This is a genomic window from Leptotrichia massiliensis (assembly GCF_900104625.1).
Lineage (GTDB): Bacteria > Fusobacteriota > Fusobacteriia > Fusobacteriales > Leptotrichiaceae > Leptotrichia > Leptotrichia massiliensis.
The window spans coordinates 1329934-1350368 of sequence record NZ_FNVZ01000005.1 but is presented as its reverse complement, the minus strand read 5'-3'; the positions used below and the strand labels follow the sequence as shown (position 1 = coordinate 1350368).

The window sequence follows — 20435 nt, the reverse complement described above, 5'->3', positions numbered from 1 at the left end:
TTGTTTTTTATTATTGACTATTCTAGTACTTACTTTTTTGGTACAGAATGAAACATTATACTGCTTAATAGTCACTTTTTGACTATTTTCATAATTTTAAGGAGGAAGATATGAGTAATAACTTACGACAGATTGCTAAAGATTTGCGATCATTTGTGAAAAGATGTAAAGATGTACACTATTCTGACAGCCTGTTAATCACTTTCCTTGTTACTGGGCTTCTTACATTTGTGCCTAGAACACTTATTGCCGATGTGGTTACAGAACAACAGGAAGTAACAGCACAAACATACGATGCCATTACTGATCTTAGACAGTCTTTCATACGTGCTAGAAAAGAAAATGAGCAATCTTTAAAAGGTGCCGAAAGAGAACTTGCAATGTTGTTGCAACAAGGAGAACAAGTAATTAAAAGTCCATGGGCATCATTCCAATTTGGTACAGGATATACAAATAACGACTGGGGAACTACTTACAGAGGACGTGGAGGTAAATTCCTAGAATATTACAGAAGAGATAATGATTTGACTAAATATGTATTTGATGCAAATAAACATTTGTACGGGGCTACTAACTTAAATATACCTCGTAACCAAGAGCCAAATTCATTAACTATTAATCCAGCTAATGTACATGAGCCTTATAAACCTTATGTTCCTGAAAGAATGGATAATATTAATATGCCAAATGCGGTAAGTTATAATCCAGTTATTTATACAAGTAACAGTATAAACTTACCAGCTAATTATGTTCAAAATGGAACTACTACAGGATATACTCTAAATCCTGCAAGCCCAGTATTAAATGATAAAGCTTGGGGAAGTGACAGTACTTTTGATAGAGTTTATAGTAGAATGAGAACTTATGATGGATGGAATGGAAGCACAAGAAATGTTTTTCAAAGTACTTACAATACTAATTTAACAGGAACATCAAGTACTAATAAAGGTGTTTTGTATAATGGAAATAGTGCTTCAGGTAGTGAAGTATGGGGACATCATAATAGCTATGCAGGAGGAACTACTTATTATTCGTGGTTACCAGGTGCTAGCTGGACTGCAGGAGTTTATTACTATAACTTAACTGCACCTGCTCCAAATTCTACTAAACCAGGAGGAGGATATACAAACAATACATACTTTACACCAGGAAGCTATTATACTAGTGGGTTTGCAAGTGTTGTTGATGGTAATGGAAGTACTGGATATGATGGTGTTTCTACAGGATTTAGCGTACCATGGACTGCTCAATGGCGAGCAAGAGGAGAAACTAGTGCAACTCTCGCTGATGCTATTATAGATTATTATGTAGAAAATCCAACTGTAAATATAAATGCTAATAATACCAATGCAAATTATTATAAGACAGTATATGATAATGCTCACACAACTGCAACTAATGCTGCAAATGCAGCTCAAGCAGCAGCAATAGCAGCTCATACACCTTTTTCAACTACTGATTGGTGGAATGCTTACCATGCATCTATGCAAGGGACTTTGACAGCTGCTCATTATACTTATACTTCAGGACAGCACTCAGCAGGAACTGATCAAGGAACTTATGTAAGACGTAAAATAAATACTGTAGCAGGAGATTTAGCTACAAATGCATGGACTTGGTACAGTACAGCAACTAGTAATTATAATAGTGGTGGTTACAGTAGTCTCTCAAGACGTGACGTATTATTGCTTACAAATCAAACTATGGATGTAAAATATCTTGACGCACATATCAGTTATAACCAAGGAAATGTAACTGGATTTAATGGTGGAGCATTTGCAAAAGCTTTAGCTGGTGCAAATTTAACTATTGATGATGTTGATGTTTCATTATATAATGGTAATGCAGGTGCTTACGTAATAAATACAGGAACATCTTCAAGTTCTAATATCACTCTTGATTTTCAAGGAACTAGCAATTCAATAGCAAACTTTAATACAACAAATGGAGTTATTGATAATAGAGCTGTAGGAAAGACAGATGGTAATGTTGCATTTAACTTTCAAGAAGGAACAAGTCCTGAAACTGGTGGTGGATTACAAGGAACTACTGAAATAAAAGGGCAATATGATGTAAGATTTAAAGGTAACAATAATGTTGTATATAATATGCTTGCTGCTGCAAATGACTTAAAAATAACTAATAGTGATGCTGGATTTACTGATACTCTTGAAACATGGAATACACAAAATAAAGGACGTATCTTTACATATGGAAATAATAATGTAGTGTATTATGGATATGGTGCAGCTGTAGGAGCCAATTCTAAATTATCTTTACACGATGTACAAATGCAAGGAGATAATTCCATTATGGTTGCGTTAACACCTCTACGTGGAGCTAGTGGAGCCGCTATAGGTACAGGAGGAATTTTTAATGGAAACATTGAATTGCAAGGAGCTTTTGGTGGAGATGGAGGTTCTAATAACCGTGCAATAGCTATTTATGCTGCAAGTTCACAATATAAAGATCTTAATCCTGGAGCTGTAATGGCAGGTAAAGGTTCAGCTACTGGATTAAAAGATGTCATTGTTAATAAATTTAATGTTGGATTTAATAGTGATGTTAGAAATGGTATCTCAATCTATTCTAGAAATGGAACAAGTGTAAAAGTAGGGGAAGATAATACAAATAATATTACTGATGGATTACAAGATTCTAAAAGAACTTTTGCAGATATAAAATTAAGTGGAGTAAGTACAGGTCATGTAATGGGGTATGCAGCTGGAGAATTAAAAGACAATAATAACATGCAAAACTTCCTCGGAAATAGTGTTACAGATAATAGAGCAAGTAAGATTCATTTTGCAAAAGCCGTTGACTTAATGGCTAAAAATGGATTTGCTTTCCTTGCTACAAATGGTGGGGAAATAAAAGCTGAAGGAGATGTAAGAGCTGCAGGATCTCAATCAGTTGTTGCTTATGCTAACGGACGTTCTAATAGTGGTGATTTCGCTTCTAAAGTAACAGTTGAAGGAAAAGTTGTTGCAGCTGACTGGTTAACATTGAATAACAATGCTTATAACGGAATGACTGATACAAACAAAGCACGTACATATGAAAATATTGGTGCTTATGCTGAAAATGGTGGACAAATTGAGATTGCAGGAGCAGCAGCAGCTACGACATTTGAAGAAGCTGGAGCTAATACAAATTCAGATGACTCTTTAATATTCGGTGTTGGAGCTATTGCTAAAAGTAATGGTACAATAAAAATGGAAGATGTAACTATTATTGACAATGAATTTGGTGGATTGTATGCTGAAAATGGTGGAACAATTAAATTTAAAGGTAATATTGTAAACCAAAACAATAATAGTACAACAGGTTCTATTGCTTCTGATACTAAAGCTACGGTTCATACAGCTGGAAAAACTAGAAATGCGAAAAGAATCAGTACAACAAATACTCATACAAATGTTTCGCCATTCTATGTAAAACGTTTTGGAACAAATGATGCTGCGAATATTACATTTACAGGCGATACAGCTCTTGATATGTATGATGGAATATTATTAACTGGAAATATTTATGGAAATATTCGTCAAAATGGAGATTCAACTGCTAGAGAATGGGATTATGCAGCAGATGTTACTCGTCCAGCTGACGTAACTGAAGGTAATATTTGGGATAATGCTAAATATAAAGGTATGAGCAACGTTACAGCTAATATTCTATCAGATAATGTAACTATAGGTGTGATTAATCAAGCTGCTGAAGAATTGGTATGGAATCAAGATAAAGCAGGTGGAAGTGGAGACGGAAAAGCGGCAACAAACTTCTTAGGTGGAATTGGTGCTTATGCTGGTAAAATGAAAATTGAAAATCAGGATAATCATTTAATAGATGTTACTTTAATCAATAATACTATGAAAATTGATGAAGATGTTAATATAGAAGATATTGAAAAAACAAAAGCAACAGGTACCCCAGCTACTGATAAAAATGATACTTTCAATGATCTTAAAATGGAAAGTACTTATTTGACAAATAATGGTAAGACAATTTCAGGAGATGCTAGAGAGAGAGACTTAAAAGATGCAAAAGGAAAAACTAATTATCAAGTTAAAAATGTTGGACTTGCAATGGGGAACTCTTTGGGCAGATGGAATGATGTTAAAAATGCTAATGATACAACATGGAGAAAAACAAGAAAAGGTGAATCAGGATTTACTAACTTAGGAATAGTAAACTTCTGGGGAGGTTCTAAAGATACTACTGTTACATCAGCACCAATTACAGGACTTCTTGTAAACTTTGGAACTGTCATAAATGGTGATGGAACTAAGGTTGCAACTGTAAAAGTAGATCACGGTAATGCTATTGTTGGAACTGACGGAAGTGTTATTAAAAACCTTAAAAATTCTGAAATTATTGTAACAGGTAAATATGAACAACCTGCTCATATTGCAACATTAGGAGATAATGCAAATAGAGCTGCAGAATCTGTTGCTAGTGGTGAAAACTACGGTATTGTTGGTATTTCTGATGGATATGTTGGATATAACTATGCTAATGAAAATAACTTTACTGGTGTTGACAACTCTGTTGCAATTAGACATGAAGATGGAAAAATTTATGTTGCAGGAGAAAAATCAACAGGTATATATGCTGAAAATAGAAATGATGGATTGGCAAGTGGTGTAACAATTGATTATATAAATACTAAAGCAGGAACAACTGGTATTGATGTTTCAAACTCAGATGTAACAGCTCCTGATGCGAGAGGAGTAGGTATCGCATTAGTAAACAGCAATACAAATTATGCTAATGGATCTGCTAATGCTGGAGGAGTAATCAATCTTACAGGTGCAAGTGATGGAGCCTTTGCTGGATGGGGAACAAAAGCAACTAATTTTGCTCCTGGTTCACTTGATATTAACTTAGGTAAAAATGATATTTTCACAGGTAAAAATGGTGTAGGTATTTATGCTGAAAGTGCTGAAATAAACTTACTTTCTGATAAGTTTACAGTAGAAACAGCTGATAATGGAGTAGGATTATGGGCAATGGATGATACTCATGTTGCAACTGGTGCAAATCACTTGAAGACATTCCAATACAATTACAACGGAGCAAGTAATAAAAATGGATTTGCTATGGTATTTGGTGGTAGAAATACACAAGTGACAACTGCTTCAAATGATTTAGATATTAAATTTACTAATAAAGCTGATTCTGCAGGTGTAGACTTGGCATACGAAATAGCTGAATCAAAAGCAGCAACTCCATCAACTACTAGAGGTACACATAAAGGTATCGCTGGTATCTTAGTAAACACTAATGATGCTGGAGACACTGTAACTAACAGAGGTAACATTGAAGAAGATAAATCATCTGTTACTAATGTAAGAGCTTATGGAGCTGTAGTTAATAAAGGTACATTTGTAAACTATGGTAACATTAAACTTAATGATTCATTGAATGAACAAGCTAACAAGATTACTTCTGAAGATATGAAGAAAGCCAATGTTGGTATCTTTGCAAACGCTGCTAATGGTAATGCTGGTGGAACTTATACAACTATTACAAACCACGGAGATATTACAATTGGAGATTCTACAAATGATAAGAATATAGGAAGCTGGGCTATTTATGGATATAACGTAAATACAGGTGCTAAAGCTGATGGAAGTAAATCTCAAATTACAGTTAACAAAAATAACTACGGAATTTACTCAGGAGATGGAAATGTAAATATCCAACAAACTAAGATTTTAGTAGGAAATGACACTGTAATGGGACATGTTCAAACAACATCAGGAGTATCAACTACACCAGGAGCATACCCAATTAATAGACAAACTCAATATGCTAACCCTAATAACTTATTATCAGCATTAGATGTTCCAAGAGAAAGAGATTCAGTAATCGGGGTTTACATTGATAGTAATCAAACTAGAACAAATACTGCAAGAAACATTAATGTAAGTGCTGATATGGATATCGACAGATTCTCATACGGTATTGTAATGGCTGAGAAAAATGGAGGAGCACCAACAAATGTAACAATTGGTACTGCTACAGATCAACCAACAATTAGATTGGCATACTCTACAAATAACAATGCAGGTGGACATGTTAAATCAACAAAACCTACAAACCCTAAAGTTCCAGAAGAAGTTTATGAACAAGGAAATGCTGTATATTACTACTCATTAGATACTGCATCAACAGGAAAATCTTATGCTAACGTAACAATGGATGGAGATTACAATACAGCTTACTATACAAAAGGGGCAATTGATAACTACGGAACAATTGACCTAAGATCTAAATATGATGTTGATAATCAAAATAACGATAGTTTAGGATTCGGAAACGTTGGGGTATTCTCAAGTAACACTGGAGTAGCTTCAACTAACTACGGAACAATTACAACTGGTATGTCAGATACAATCAACATGAGATATTCAGCAGCGATGGCCGCAGGACGTAATGTTTATAAAACTGACGGAACATTTGACAGAACACAAGAAGAAGGATACGTTGTAAATAGAGGAATAATCAATGTTAAGGAAAAAGAAGGTATCGGAATGTTCGCAACTGGTACTGGATCTAAAGCACTTAACTATGGAACAATTAACCTAGAAGGTGAAAGTTCAATCGGTATGTACCTTGACAGAGGAGCAATCGGAGAAAACCACGGAACAATTACTGGTAATGCTCAAAACTTGAAAGGGGTAGTTGCAATCAATGGAGGATACATTAAGAACTATGGAACTATTAATGTAACAGGAACAGGTTCTTATGGAATCGTAACTGATGGTTCAAGATTCCTTGTTGACGCAAACGGAAATCCTACAGAAGTTCTTTCATCAACAGATCCAAGATACTTAACTGCAGCAGCTAAAACTGCAGGACAAACTAACGGAAAAGGTGGAACTGACTTATATGGAGGAACTGAATCTTCAATTGAAGAAGGTACAGCAGGAAATCCTAAGACAACAGGAGTTGGAACAACTATAACTGCTCCAGACATCGTACCGTTAACTAAGATAAGTGTTGATGGTATTGATACTCCAATCTTCAATGTTGAAAGTGATGCTGCAAACCCTGGAGATTTTGCTAAGAATATAACTGTAACAAGTAGTATTCAAACTGGTGGAACAAGAATAATTGATCTTAATACGAAAGATGAATGGGGTAACCCAGCTTGGCCTCACCATAACAGAGAGCAAATGTCAGAAGTTACAAGTATCGGAATGTATGTTGATACATCAGGAGTTAGATATACTAACCCAATCAATGGTATTGAAAACTTACGTAAATTAGGAAAAGTTGACTTGTACTTCGGAACAGAAGCAACACTTTATACAAACTCTAAAGCAATTAGAATTGGAGATAAATATGACGAAAATGGAAATCTTGTTGCTAAGAGTAATATCTTGAAACCATTTAACGATGCGTTGAATAAATTACCAGGTGGAGCAAGAATTAATCCATTATCAGCAAGCTTAACTTGGCAAGTATTAGCAAAAATATCTGATGATAATCAATTATCAGAAGTGTACATGAGTAAAGTACCTTACCACTCATTTGCATTTGATGATGATAAATCACTTATAAACTTTACTAATAACTTGGATAACATTTATGAAATTGCAAGACCAGGAAGCCCTGAAAAAGTTATCTTTAATAAACTTAATACTTTAGGTAATGGAGAAGGACATATCCTAGCTCAAGCATTTGACCAAATGAGAGGACACATTTATGGTGGAGTTCAACAAAGAATTAAAGCAACATCTGATATTCTTGGTGGAGAAATAAATGGACTTAGAGGAGAATCTAATGGTTCTAAAGATTCTAACAAGTTCAAAGCCTTTGGACAAAGAAATGAATTTAAAACTGATACAGCTGGAATGCCTGATTGGTTCAGTAATGCAGGAGGATTTGTTTATGTTCACGAAGATGAAACTGTAAGACTTGGTGAATCTTCTGGATGGTATGCAGGGGTTGTAAACAACTACTTTACATTCAAAGATTTATCTAAATCATACGAAAATCAAGCAATGGCTAAAGTTGGAGCATTCAAACAAATACCACTTGATGAAAATGGAACTCTTAGACTTAACATAGGTGGAGACGGATTCATCGGTAGAAACGATACTAAACGTAGATTCTGGGTAATTGATCAAGAATTTAGAGCAAAAGCTAATTACTATTCTTATGGTGCAGGAGCAAACATTGGACTTGAAAAAGCATTTGTAATAAATGATGGATTTAGCATTGTTCCAAGTGTAGGAATTAAAGCTGAATACGGAAGATTCTCAGGAATCCACGAAGTTGGAGATATGGCATTGAATGTTAAGAGCGATGACTACATTTCAGTAAAACCAAATGTAGGAATTGACTTCAAATACACTCAACCAGTGTTCAAGAATACAAACTTCACAGCTACATTAGGATTTGCTTATGAAAATGAAATTGGAAAAGTAAACAGTGTAGAAAATGAAGCAAGAATTGTAGGAGCATGGACAGACTATTATACAATCAAAGGAGATAAAGAAGACAAGAAAGGAAACTTCAAGTCACATCTAAACTTAGGATTGGATAATGGAAGATTAGGATTCTTAGTAAACACAGGATACGAAACAAAAGGACATAACTTCAAAGCAGGATTAGGATTGAAAGTATTGTACTAATACAGAGTATAAACTTTAGATTTAATAATGTTTGAAGGAAAGGAAATAGCTTAAACTTAGAGAGAGGCTGCCATATAGGTGGCCTTTCTTTTTATTTTAATTTAAGGTAGAAAAATTTTATAAATATTGGTATAATTAAATATAAGATTTAAAATTAAACTATTAAAAACTATATAAATTTATAGTTTAAGTAAAATAATCATAACTTTTGAGTTCAGTTTTAAAGTAATTTTACTATAAATTTAATTTTTAAGTATTTTTTGTAAAAAAGGAGAATTAGTGTGAATAAGAAAAATATTTTGATATTTATATTTTTAATATTGGGAACGATTTCGTGTACGTCACTTTCAGAAGGACTTACAATGAAAAGTGAAGTTTATAATGCAGATAATGTGGATTTTTATTATGATTTGACGTATAAAAAAGATGGGGAAACGCATTATGAAAGGCAGATTTGGGAGCAGGCTTATGATATTTTGGATAAGGCAGAGGATTTTTTTCTAATGGATATTTTTGTATTTAATGATTTTTTAGGAAAAGGTGTTAAGGAAAAGTTGCAGCCTTTGCCGATTGCAGAGGAGTTTGCACAGAAAATACTCGAAAAAAGGGAAAAAAATCCGAATGTGGAAATATACTTGATACTCGATGAAAGTAACACTTTTTATGGGGCATTTGACAACAAAACTCATAAGAAGCTGGAGCGGGCAGGTGTAAAAATTGGATATGTGGATTTGACAAAATTAAGAGATCCAATGCTTGTTTATTCGGCTCCATGGCGTCTTTTTATACAACCTTTTGGAAATCCAAAAAATCGTGGAAAAACTAAAAATCCAATTTACGAAGGGACTGACAAAGTTACAATACGTAGCATTTTACGAGCATTAAATGCTAAAGCTAATCACAGAAAACTGATTATGAATGAAACTACAGCAATGCTGACATCAGCAAATCCACATGCAGAAGGTTCAAAGCACTCAAATGTGGCATTTAAGTTTTCATCGCCAATTATTAAGGAAATTTACGAAGGAGAAAAGCCAGCTGCAAAAATTACTAAAAAAGACGGAAGTTTAAAGCAAAAATTACCAGATAAGGATTTTAGTAAAATTCCATTTTCATCAAATGACAAGCTAAAATTACAATATTTTACGAATGGAGCAACAGCTAAAGATATTTCCCAAGAATTAAAAAATACACAGTTTGGGGAAAAAGTCATTATTGCCCAGTTCTTTCTTGCAGATAGAGGAATAATTAAAGATATAAGGAAAGCTGCACGGCGTGGAGTAAAATTTGAGATAATTTTGAATAATTCAAATGCAGGACTCCCAAACAAAGCTGCTGCTGGAGAACTAATGAAATATGCAAGAAAACATAATTATGACATAAATATCAAGTTTTATAACAAAGGAGAGGAAATGTATCACGTAAAAATGCTTTCTATTTTAAAAAATGATTATCTGATAACTTACGGCGGTTCAACAAACTTTACAAGAAGAAATATGCGTAATTTTAATTTAGAAAATGAACTAAAAATTATGTCAGCTTATGATCAGAAAATTTCTAAAGATATTTTGGATTATTATGACAGATTATGGACAAATAGAGATGGAGAATTTACATTACCTTATGATACAGAAAAAAATGAAAAGTTAATGAATGATTTGTTATTCAGGTTTATGGAAATGAATGGATTTGGGGCTTTTTAAAGATAAATGCAGGATTGCTCATTGCCTTAAATACTTATCTTGCAGTAAAGGTTTGTCCTAATAATTAAAATAATTTATTTGAAAAATTTAAAGAATAAATATATGGATTTTATTAAAAGAAAAAGAGTGATTTTTATGGAAAGTGAAATTAAGACGAACAAGATTAAGATAGAAAAAATAAATGAGAATGATTATAATCGAATTTTTGTAATGTCAGATATTCATGGACAATATGATTTGTTTTTGAAAATGCTGGATAAAATTAAATTAAAAAGAGAAGATTTACTTGTGATTATAGGAGATATTTGTGACAGAGGTAAAAAGTCTTATGAAATTTATATGAAATGTATGAAAATGAGAAAACTTGGGTATAACTTAAAGTTTATTTTGGGAAATCATGAGGATATGCTTCTGGAGGACTTGGAAAATGATTATCCAATTAGATATGAAACAGAATATTCTGTTTTTAGAAATTCTAAATATTTTGAAAATAAGGATATGAAAGATTGGCATGAAGAGAATTTTTTGGAAGAAATAGAATGGCTTGTGAAATGGCTTAAAAACTGCCCTTTGATAATTTCTGGGAATGAAAATATATTTGTACATGCAGGGCTTGATTTGAAGAAGGTTTTGGAAAAGCAAGAAAAGGAAACAGTGCTTTGGACCAGAGAAGAGTTTTGGCTTATGGAAAATGTAGAACTTGAAGAATACAAAGGTAAAAACATATATTTTGGTCATACGCCTAATATAAATGGAAGAATTTCTAAAAAAACTGATAGAATAAAGGGAATAGATTGCGGTGCATTTTTTACGCATTTTTTAGGATGTGTAGAAGTGAAGAGTCAAAAAGAAATTTATGTTTATGAAGATGAATATATTCAGTTTCCAGAAGTTCTGGATAAAGTCTTTAGAGAAATCTGGAATGAGGAAGCAGCAGAGCTTATAGATGCTGAAAAATATAAGATTAAAAGTGGAAAAAGTGGAATCGAAAAAATTAGGATTTTGAAAAAACTAGATAGAGAAGAAAAGAAAGTGTTAAAAAAATTTTTTGAAAAATATAAAAAGATGTTTAGTAAAAATATTTAAAATTAAATTAACAAAAAATAGAGGTAGATATGAAAACAAAATTACTAATATTATTTTTAGTTTTTTCAATTTACTGTTTTTCACAGCAAAAATATAAAAAGATTAATAATTTAAGAAATTATGAAGCAGGAAGTGAAATATATCGGAATAGAATGCGTGAATTAATTCTAGAAATTAAAAAAAATACATCTAGAGATAGATTGCTAATTACTCAAAATGGAAATGAATTGTATTTTTATAACGGTAAATTAAATAAAGATTTTATCAATGTGACAGATGGAACAACACAGGAATCTCTTTATTATGGGGCAGAATTTAAATTGACAAATCCAACGTCAAAAAAACAAAAGGAACAGTTGTTAAATTGGTTAATACCTGTTAGAAAATATGGGAAGCCAGTATTTGTAATAAATTATGGAAGTGGTAAAAAAGTTAGGCAGGATTTGTTAAAAAAGTCTGAAGAAACAAAATTTATAAATGAGTTGTTGCCATCATTTGAGGCAAACATGACGTATGTTCCAGTACAGAGTTTTAATGCAGACAATATAACTTCATTAGCAGATGTCAAAAACTTTCTTGTATTGTTAAATCCTGAGAAATTTAAAAATATAGATGTGTTTTTTGAATATTTAAAAGAAACGGACTATGATTTATTATTAATAGAATTGTCACATAATGGTAAATTTATGACAAAGGATCAAATTTCAGTTTTAAAAAGAAAGAAAAATGGAGCGATACGTAAAGTAATTGCCTATTTCAGTATTGGAGAAGCTGAGAACTATAGAAATTACTGGAAGGAAGAATGGAACAATAAAAATAGGAGACCTATCTGGATAGTAGAAGAAAACCCTTATTGGAAGGGGAATTTCATTGTTAAATATTGGAGTAGCGAATGGAAACAAATAGTTAAGGATTATCAGAAAAAATTGGATGAAATTGGTGTAGACGGTTATTTATTAGATACAGTAGATACCTATTACAACTTTGAAGATAAATCTGAAAAAACTGGAAAACTTATTGATTAGAAAATTTTTTTGGATTGACATTTTTAGAAAATATGATATAATAAATGTGTAAAATTCCCTAAGGGAGACTTTGTATAATATTTAAAAAAATGTGCTACAAATTAGACTGGAAAAATCCAGTCTTTTTTGTTATAATATTTTAGGTGAGTTTTTAGCACAACTCACAAAATATTATATAAAGGAGGTAGTGAGATGGTAGATTTCATTGCAATATTTATTCTTTTTGTAATTATTTATTACATCTTGAATAGATAAGAGCATGAATTTCACCTCTACTCCTCGCCCTTAGGGGAATACTTTAAAATTTAAGGAGGAAATATTAACAATAAATTTGTTAAAACAAAAAATGAACAAAATTAAAAACATTGCAATTATTGCACACGTAGATCACGGAAAAACGACTCTTGTCGATGCTTTATTGAAACAGGCAGGAACATTTGGGGAACATGAAAAAGTAGATGAAAGAATTATGGATAGTAATGATTTGGAGAGAGAAAGAGGGATTACGATTTTTTCTAAAAACGCTTCATTTCATTATGATGGTTATAAGATAAATATTGTGGATACTCCTGGCCATGCGGATTTTGGTGGGGAAGTACAGAGAATATTGAAAATGGTAGATTCTGTTTTACTTCTGGTAGATGCATTTGAAGGTGTTATGCCACAGACTAAATATGTATTGAAACAGGCGTTAGAGCATGGACTTCGTCCAATTGTGGTAGTTAATAAGATTGACAGGCCAAATTCAGATCCTGATGCAGTTGTGGATTCTGTTTTTGACTTATTTGTGGATTTAGGAGCAAATGATATTCAGCTTGATTTTCCAGTAGTTTATGCGTCTGCAAAAAATGGATTTGCTAAATTGGAACTGGAAGATGAAGATAAGGATATGAAACCGCTTTATGATAAAATTATGGAGCATGTGGAAGATCCTGAAGGAGATGTGAATGAGCCGCTTCAAATGCTTGTTACAAATACTGAATATGACGAATATGTAGGAAAATTAGGAACTGGAAGAATCTATAACGGAAAAATTGAAAAAAATCAGGAAATTACATTGATTAAGAGAAATGGTGACTTGGTAAATGGTAAAGTTACTAGAATTTATGGATATGACGGACTTAAAAAAGTTGAAATGGAAGCAGCGTTTGCTGGAGATATTGTAACAATTGCAGGAATTGAACAAATTGATATAGGAGAAACTGTGGCAAGTAAAGAAAATCCTAAGCCATTACCATTAATTGATATTGATGAACCGACACTTGCGATGACCTTTATGGTAAATGATTCGCCATTTGCAGGGCAAGATGGAAAATTTGTAACTTCGAGAAATATTTTGGAAAGATTGCAAAAGGAAGTAAATCATAACGTGAGTATGAGGCTTGAAATGACAGATTCGCCAGATGCATTTATTGTAAAAGGAAGAGGAGAGCTTCAATTATCTATTTTGCTTGAAAATATGAGAAGAGAAGGCTACGAAGTGGCAGTTTCAAAACCTGAAGTTATTTTTAAAGAAGAAAACGGACAAAAACTAGAGCCAATCGAACTTGCAATTATCGATGTTGCCGATGAGTTTGTAGGAGTTGTAATTGAAAAATTAGGACTTAGAAAAGGTGAAATGGTAAACATGAATCAAGGAAGCGACGGATATACAAGACTTGAGTTCAAAGTGCCTTCACGTGGATTAATCGGATTTAGAAATGAATTTTTGACGGAAACAAGAGGAACAGGAATTATAAATCACTCATTCTTTGAATATGGAGCTTTCAAGGGAGAAGTTACAGGACGAAGAAGAGGAGTTTTAATCGCAATGGAGCCTGGAACAAGTCTAGGTTATTCATTAAATAATTTACAGCCACGTGGAATCTTATTTATAGGACCAGGAGTCGAAGTTTACGAAGGAATGATAGTTGGAGAGCATTCAAGAGAAAACGACTTAGTTGTAAATGTATGCAAAGGTAAAAAACTTACAAATATGAGAGCCGCTGGAAGTGATGATGCTGTGAAATTGACACCTCCAAAGGAATTTACGCTGGAACTTGCACTTGAATATATTGAAAATGATGAATTAGTGGAAATTACGCCTAACTCTATCAGACTTAGAAAAAAATATTTGAATGCTAATGATAGAAAGAAATATGAAAACTCTAAAAATTAAATATTAATATAAATTAGTAGCGATGTGATTTTTATGGATAATATAAAACTGCAAGAAAAATTAAAAGCCGAGCTGTCAGATGAAAAAATAAGATTTATTGAAAAATATAGTTTGGAAATAAATTCCAGAAGGCAATGGATAACTAGAAGAAATAATACACCAGAACGCTTATATTTTTCACATAAGTTTATTTCACAAAATAATATTTTAGAAATAGTTTTTAGAAAATATCAGCTTTGTTTTGCAAAATTAAAATATTTTAGAGCAAATATTGAAAAGTATGATTTTTATAAATATATTCCCAAAGAAGGTTTTATAAAGACACAATTGTGGGATGTAGAATTTTTTTATCATAGAAAATCAGAAAAAATAATAGATTTAAGATATTTGCAGCAAATAAGAAAAGTGGAAGATTTTTTGGAACTTATCGAATGGCTTGATAGTTTTGAAAAATAATAAAAATAAAATTATTTAAAACTTTATTTTAAATTATAAAAAAATTGCTATAAAAATAGAATTCAAGTTATCTTTTATATTTGAAATCTTAAATTTTATAGCAACTTTTTTTATTTTTTATAAGAATGTTACATTTGTATACCTAATGTTAGTGCTTTTAGAAGTTTTTCATTTTTTTCAGGGCTTATTTCCCAAGTATTACCTTTTTTTGTATAGATAACATCAAATGTTTCTTCATTGTATTTCAAATTAGGACTATTTAATTTTTGCGAAATAACTTCTGAAAAAATCTTTTTACTTTCTTCTTCTAGTTCTTTTCCAGATTTTCCCATCAACTTATCTAGATTTTGCATAGATTTTTTTTGAATTTCTTCCATTACTCCTGTTAAGGCAGGAGATTTCATTGTAACATTCAAAATAGATTCATTATTATTTGTAGTAACTTTGTTTATTTTATATGTTATTTTTTTGTATCCGTCAGTGAACAACATTAGTGCTTCTGCTGTTTCTTTATCATTTCCTACTAATGATGAAACATTTCCTTTTTGTAAAGAAGCCATTGTATTTTCAAAGTCTTTTTGAGTAGCATGTTTTCCACCACAACTTACAATTGTTAACAAAATTAAGATTAATACTGATAATATTTTTTTCATAAAATCATCTCCTAAAAAATTTATTAATACACCATATCTAATTATATAATACCTTGAAAAATACAAAAAACTTATCATAAATTGTGAAAAAATAAATTTTCATAAAAAGATTTTATTATTTATTTAAAAATAAAATATATACTAATTTTATGTGGTATAATAATAGAAGAATAAAAAATATTAATTAAAACTTTAAATTGTTATTTATTATTAAAATAAAAGGTTTAAAAGAAATGAGCTGATAAAATGAAAATAAAAGAGATTGCCGAATATATGAGAAAAAATATTGAAAAAAGTTGTACTGTTGAAGGCACTGCTAGAGAATTTGGATACAGTAAATTTGAATTTAGTAAAAAATTTAAGAAAAAAACAGGGTTTTCGGCAAGTCATTTTCTTTCATTTTTGAAAATAGAAAAGGCTTTGGAAATAATAATTAACGAAAATGAGAATATCATCACGGCTCAAATAAGAACAGGTTACAATAGTTCAGGCACTTTTTCAAATATTTTTAAAAAATATACGGGAATTTCACCATCAAACTATAAAAAAACTATAAAAAAATTTTATAAAACTATCAAAAATTATATAAATTCAAGTGAAGTGACAGAAATTCCTTACAATAAAGCTTTAAAAATAAATAAAGCTAAAAATTTTTTATATGTAAATTTAATTTATCCAGAAAACTATGAAAGTGAAATTACATTTATAGGACTTTTTAAAAATTGTATTCCTGATGATTTACCTGATTTTGGAAAAGTTTTAATTTCTACTAAAGTAAAAAACAGATGTATTTTTGAAAATATTCCTAACGGTAAATATTGGATTATAGGTTGCTCAATAGAAAAAGGAAGTGCTTTGAAAGACTTTTTTTATCTAAGAAATTCCATACGTGCAAAAGAAAACAAAGCTATTACTTTTCCACTGGATAAAGAATACACATTAAAATTTAGAAAACCAACCTCCTCCGATTTTCCATTCTTAATAAATATTCCAAAACTTGTTAAAGAAGTAATTGAAATTAATACGAATACAACTTCTTCAACATTTTATTCAAAAAAATAAACTGAAGCTACTTAATTTTTGAAGCTTCAGTTTTTTATTTGCTCTAAATTTAGAAATTTATAAATTATTTTTTAGTTTCTACTATTTTAGCTTGTTTTAAAATACTATCTGGTACTTTGATTCCTAATAATTCCATATTTTGTTTATTAATTTCAATTTGCAAGTTTTTAACCGTTTCTATTGGAATTTCATTTGGTTTTTTACCTTTTAGTAAAATTTCAGCTGCGATTTCTCCAGAACGATAACCGATATTGTAGTCAGTAGTTCCTTGTGAAATTAATCCTCCTGCATTTGAGTAAACGTCATTTGTAGCTAGAATTGGAACTTTTGTGTTGTTAAAAACATCAAGTATTGCTGCAAAATATGATGCTACTGTATTGTCTTGAATTGCATAGTAGATATCAATTTCCTTTGAAATAAGGTTTGCTGCTGCAACCATTTCTGTTCCGTTTGTAACAGCTTTTTCAACTACGGTAAATCCATATTGTCCTGCGAGTTTTTTCAAATTATTTACTTCAGAAACTGAGTTTTGTTCAGATGAATTATAAATGATTCCTATTTTTTTAGCTTCTGGTAATAATTCTCTCATTAATTTCAAGTTTTCGTTTATTGGTGCCGCTCCACTTGTTCCTGTAACATTGGGAATTCCTTCAAGTCCTGCACTTTTTGGATCCGTAACTGATGCAAATACCACAGGGGTATTTCCTATAATCTGATTTTTAGCCGCCTGTGCTGTCGGTGTAGTAACCGCAAATACCAAATCTTTCTTATCCGCTGCAAACTGTTTCATAATCAATGTTTGATTACCCATGTCATTATTTGCAATTTTATCATCAAAATCAGCCTTTATTCCAGCTTTTTCCAAAGCATCTTTAAAACCTTGTTTTGCTGCGTTTAATGCTGGATGATCTACAATCTGTGACAATCCAATTTTATAAACCTTTTCACTAACTTGAGCCTCTTTTTTTACGTCTTGAGAATTATTACTTTTTTTATTTCCACAAGACAAAAGCATTCCTCCTAACATACCAAATAACAGTACACCTCTCATAATTTTTTTCATCTGTTTTCCTCCTAAAATAAATAATTTTGAATTTTTATAGTAAAAAGTTTAAAAGTAAATTTCTGTTTTTTCGCTAAAACTTTGAATTTGTTTTTAAATTAAATTTTACTATGTTATTATTTTACCATATTTTTTTTAAATTTCCAGTAATATTTTGAAATAAAATTAAAAAACTAACTTATAGTTACTATAAATCTTATTCTATTAAATTAGTAAAGAAAGTATAAAGTTTCTATTAAAAAAAATGTTTAGTAAAAATATTTATAATTTTACTAAAAAAACTAAAAGATTATATCATAAAACAAATAAAACACTAAGAAAAGTATAGTATAAAAAAGTAAATTTTAAGGTTTAAAGAGAGGGGAAAAATGTCTACAATTAGAGATGTTGCAAAGCATGCAGGAGTTTCTATTGCCACTGTTTCAAGAATTTTAAATAATGACGAATATTTTGGTGTAACAAAGGAAACCAAACAGAAAGTATTAGAAGCAGTTAAGGAGTTAAATTACAAGAAAAAAAATACGAAAAGAAAAAATACACAGTTAAATGTTTCAATAATAAAATCATTTGATGAAAAGATTGAAAGTGAAGATCCGTATTTTGTGTCGTTGAGGCTAGATTTAGAGTATGCATTAAAAAAGAAAGGGATAAAAAGTAAAGTTTTTGAGTTGCAGATGTTTGAAAAAAATGAGGAAATTTTAATGAATTTTATTGTTTGTAGTGCTATTGTTGTCATTGGAGAAATGAAAAGAAACCAGTTGGATTTTTTAAAGTCCTTGAATGATAATATTATTTGCGTGGATGCTTATAATTTTGATAATTCCATTGATTATATAAAATTTGATATGAAACATTCAGTAAAAATTGTAATTGATTATTTGCTGAAATTGGGACATAAAAAAATTGGACTGTTAGTGGGAAAAAATCAGATCGTTAGAAATCTTCTGGATTTTAGAGAGCAATATTTTATTGAAATTATGAAGGAACTTGAACTATATGATGAAAGGTTTGTAAAAGTAGATGAGTTTTCAGCTGAGTCAGGATATGAAATGATGAAGGAAATACTAAAACAGGAAGATAGGCCAACTGCAATATTTTGTGCAAATGATTCGATTGCAATGGGAGCTTATAAAGCAATAAGAGAACATAATTTAAAAATATTTGATGATATTTCAATTATCGGATTTAATGATTTAAAAATTTCTCAATATATGATACCTCCTTTAACAACACTTAGAATAGATACTAAAATTATTGCACAAGAAACAATAAATGTACTTGTAGAACTCTTAGAGCACAATAGAAGTTATAGAAAAAAAGTTTATTTACCTGTAGAATTAATCGAAAGGGAAAGCTGTGGAAGGATTTGATGAGGACAAAAGCGTCCTCATTTTTTAATTAATAAACTAAATCCCCATTTAAATAACGAATTTATTACAAACTTTTCCAACAAAGGATAAGAACCTAGTATTTCAAAATAATTAAAATATAATTTTTTGTTCTAATAAACCGACGGAGCTTTTATTTGTTTAACCACGACTGTTTGACGACTATAAGGAGGAGTTTCGGAGTTGGGCAAATAAAAGTCGTAGTCTAGCCATAGGTATTGCGTAGCAATCTTGCCACAATTTTAATTGTCTGGATAAACTTTTACTGCAAGATAAGGATTTTCGGCAATGAGCAATCCTGCGAAAAAAAAAGAAAAAAACTAATATTAAATAAAATAATCTAATACTAAACCTCATTATAAAATAGAAACTATATTTAAGGACAAAAACTTTTAATTTTTTACTAATATAGTATGTAATTCAAAATTTATTAAATATTCCGTATTTAAACGGGGAATAGTATTAAATAATAATCATATCTTTATATTTTACTCTAAAACTAATATTACTACATTTTAGTTAAAAAAATTATAATAAAAATTAAGAAAAAATTTCTCTGTTTACTAAAAATAATTTTTTAAATAAATATAAAATTAAAACTAAAAAAGTTTGTTTACTAAATAATGCTTATTTTTAGCTGATTTGATGTGTTGTAATTTAAGTGTTTTGGGGGTATAGTTCAATTGTGAGATAAATAATATATTATTTGAAAATTTGTAACTACGTAGTGAAACGCATTAAAAATTGGAGGAAAAATAATGAAAGTTATATTAGGTTCTGATGTGGATGGTAATGAGTTAAAAGATTATATTAAAAATTATTTACTAGAAAATGGATATGATGTAGTTGATAAGTCAGAAAATAAAGATTTTGTTGAAACAACGTATGCTGTTGCTCAAACTGTCTTAGCTGACGATGATAGTTTGGGGATAGTGTTTGATGCGTATGGTGCGGGAAGTTTTATGGTTGCTACTAAAATAAAAGGAATGGTAGCGGCAGAAGTTTCGGATGAACGTTCAGCTTATATGACAAGAGGACATAATAATTCAAGAATAATTACAATAGGCTCAAAAATTGTAGGAACAGAAGTTGCTAAAAATATCGTAAAAGGATTTTTGACTGCTGGATATGATGGTGGAAGACATCAAATCAGAGTGGATATGCTAAATAAGATGTGTTAAATAATGTTTTGTGTT

11 protein-coding genes are annotated in these 20435 nt (G+C 30.7%); 9 read left to right on the top strand and 2 right to left on the bottom strand.

Annotated features, from left to right (window positions below; translation table 11 throughout):
- The first annotated feature begins 110 nt into the window (after positions 1-110).
- The 6 genes from BQ5344_RS10425 to BQ5344_RS10400 all read left to right on the top strand — a co-directional run bounded on the left by BQ5344_RS10425 (position 111) and on the right by BQ5344_RS10400 (position 15073).
- A complete protein-coding gene (locus tag BQ5344_RS10425; protein ID WP_071125257.1) occupies positions 111-8645 on the top strand; it encodes an autotransporter-associated N-terminal domain-containing protein in 8535 nt (2844 codons plus the stop codon).
- A 281-nt stretch (positions 8646-8926) separates the two neighbouring features.
- The gene (locus BQ5344_RS10420; protein WP_071125256.1) at positions 8927-10348 is read left to right on the top strand and encodes a phospholipase D-like domain-containing protein; all 1422 of its coding nucleotides are present in this window, start codon (positions 8927-8929) and stop codon (positions 10346-10348) included.
- A gap of 135 nt (positions 10349-10483) precedes the next feature.
- Positions 10484-11434, top strand: coding sequence for a metallophosphoesterase family protein (locus BQ5344_RS10415; protein WP_235846150.1), 951 nt, complete (start codon positions 10484-10486; stop codon positions 11432-11434).
- 29 nt (positions 11435-11463) lie between these two features.
- Positions 11464-12459 carry an endo alpha-1,4 polygalactosaminidase gene (locus BQ5344_RS10410; protein ID WP_071125254.1) on the top strand — a complete coding sequence of 332 codons (996 nt, stop codon included), beginning with the start codon at positions 11464-11466 and terminating at the stop codon, positions 12457-12459.
- Positions 12460-12805: 346 nt separating this feature from the next.
- Positions 12806-14617, top strand: coding sequence for a translational GTPase TypA (gene typA, locus BQ5344_RS10405; RefSeq protein WP_071125253.1), 1812 nt, complete (start codon positions 12806-12808; stop codon positions 14615-14617).
- A 33-nt stretch (positions 14618-14650) separates the two neighbouring features.
- Entirely contained in the window at positions 14651-15073 is a 423-nt protein-coding gene (locus BQ5344_RS10400; protein WP_071125252.1) for a hypothetical protein, read from the top strand.
- 128 nt (positions 15074-15201) lie between these two features.
- On the opposite strand, the gene BQ5344_RS10395 is transcribed toward BQ5344_RS10400, so the two are convergent.
- Positions 15202-15726, bottom strand: a complete 525-nt coding sequence (locus tag BQ5344_RS10395) for a hypothetical protein (protein WP_071125251.1) — start codon at positions 15724-15726, stop codon at positions 15202-15204.
- A 246-nt stretch (positions 15727-15972) separates the two neighbouring features.
- Here BQ5344_RS10395 and BQ5344_RS10390 point away from each other — a divergent pair, with 246 nt between their 5' ends.
- Positions 15973-16788 (top strand): helix-turn-helix domain-containing protein, encoded by an 816-nt coding sequence (locus tag BQ5344_RS10390; protein ID WP_071125250.1) that lies wholly within the window; start codon positions 15973-15975, stop codon positions 16786-16788.
- Between the two features lie 64 nt (positions 16789-16852).
- Here the strand turns inward: BQ5344_RS10390 and BQ5344_RS10385 are convergent, their stop codons facing one another.
- Positions 16853-17851, bottom strand: coding sequence for an ABC transporter substrate-binding protein (locus tag BQ5344_RS10385; RefSeq protein WP_021769437.1), 999 nt, complete (start codon positions 17849-17851; stop codon positions 16853-16855).
- 368 nt (positions 17852-18219) lie between these two features.
- Between BQ5344_RS10385 and BQ5344_RS10380 the strand changes: the two genes are divergently transcribed.
- On the top strand, positions 18220-19221 hold the full coding sequence (locus BQ5344_RS10380) for a LacI family DNA-binding transcriptional regulator (protein ID WP_071125249.1): 1002 nt from the start codon (positions 18220-18222) through the stop codon (positions 19219-19221).
- A gap of 776 nt (positions 19222-19997) precedes the next feature.
- Positions 19998-20420 carry a galactose-6-phosphate isomerase subunit LacA gene (gene lacA, locus BQ5344_RS10375; protein ID WP_021770048.1) on the top strand — a complete coding sequence of 141 codons (423 nt, stop codon included), beginning with the start codon at positions 19998-20000 and terminating at the stop codon, positions 20418-20420.
- Positions 20421-20435: the final 15 nt, after the last annotated feature.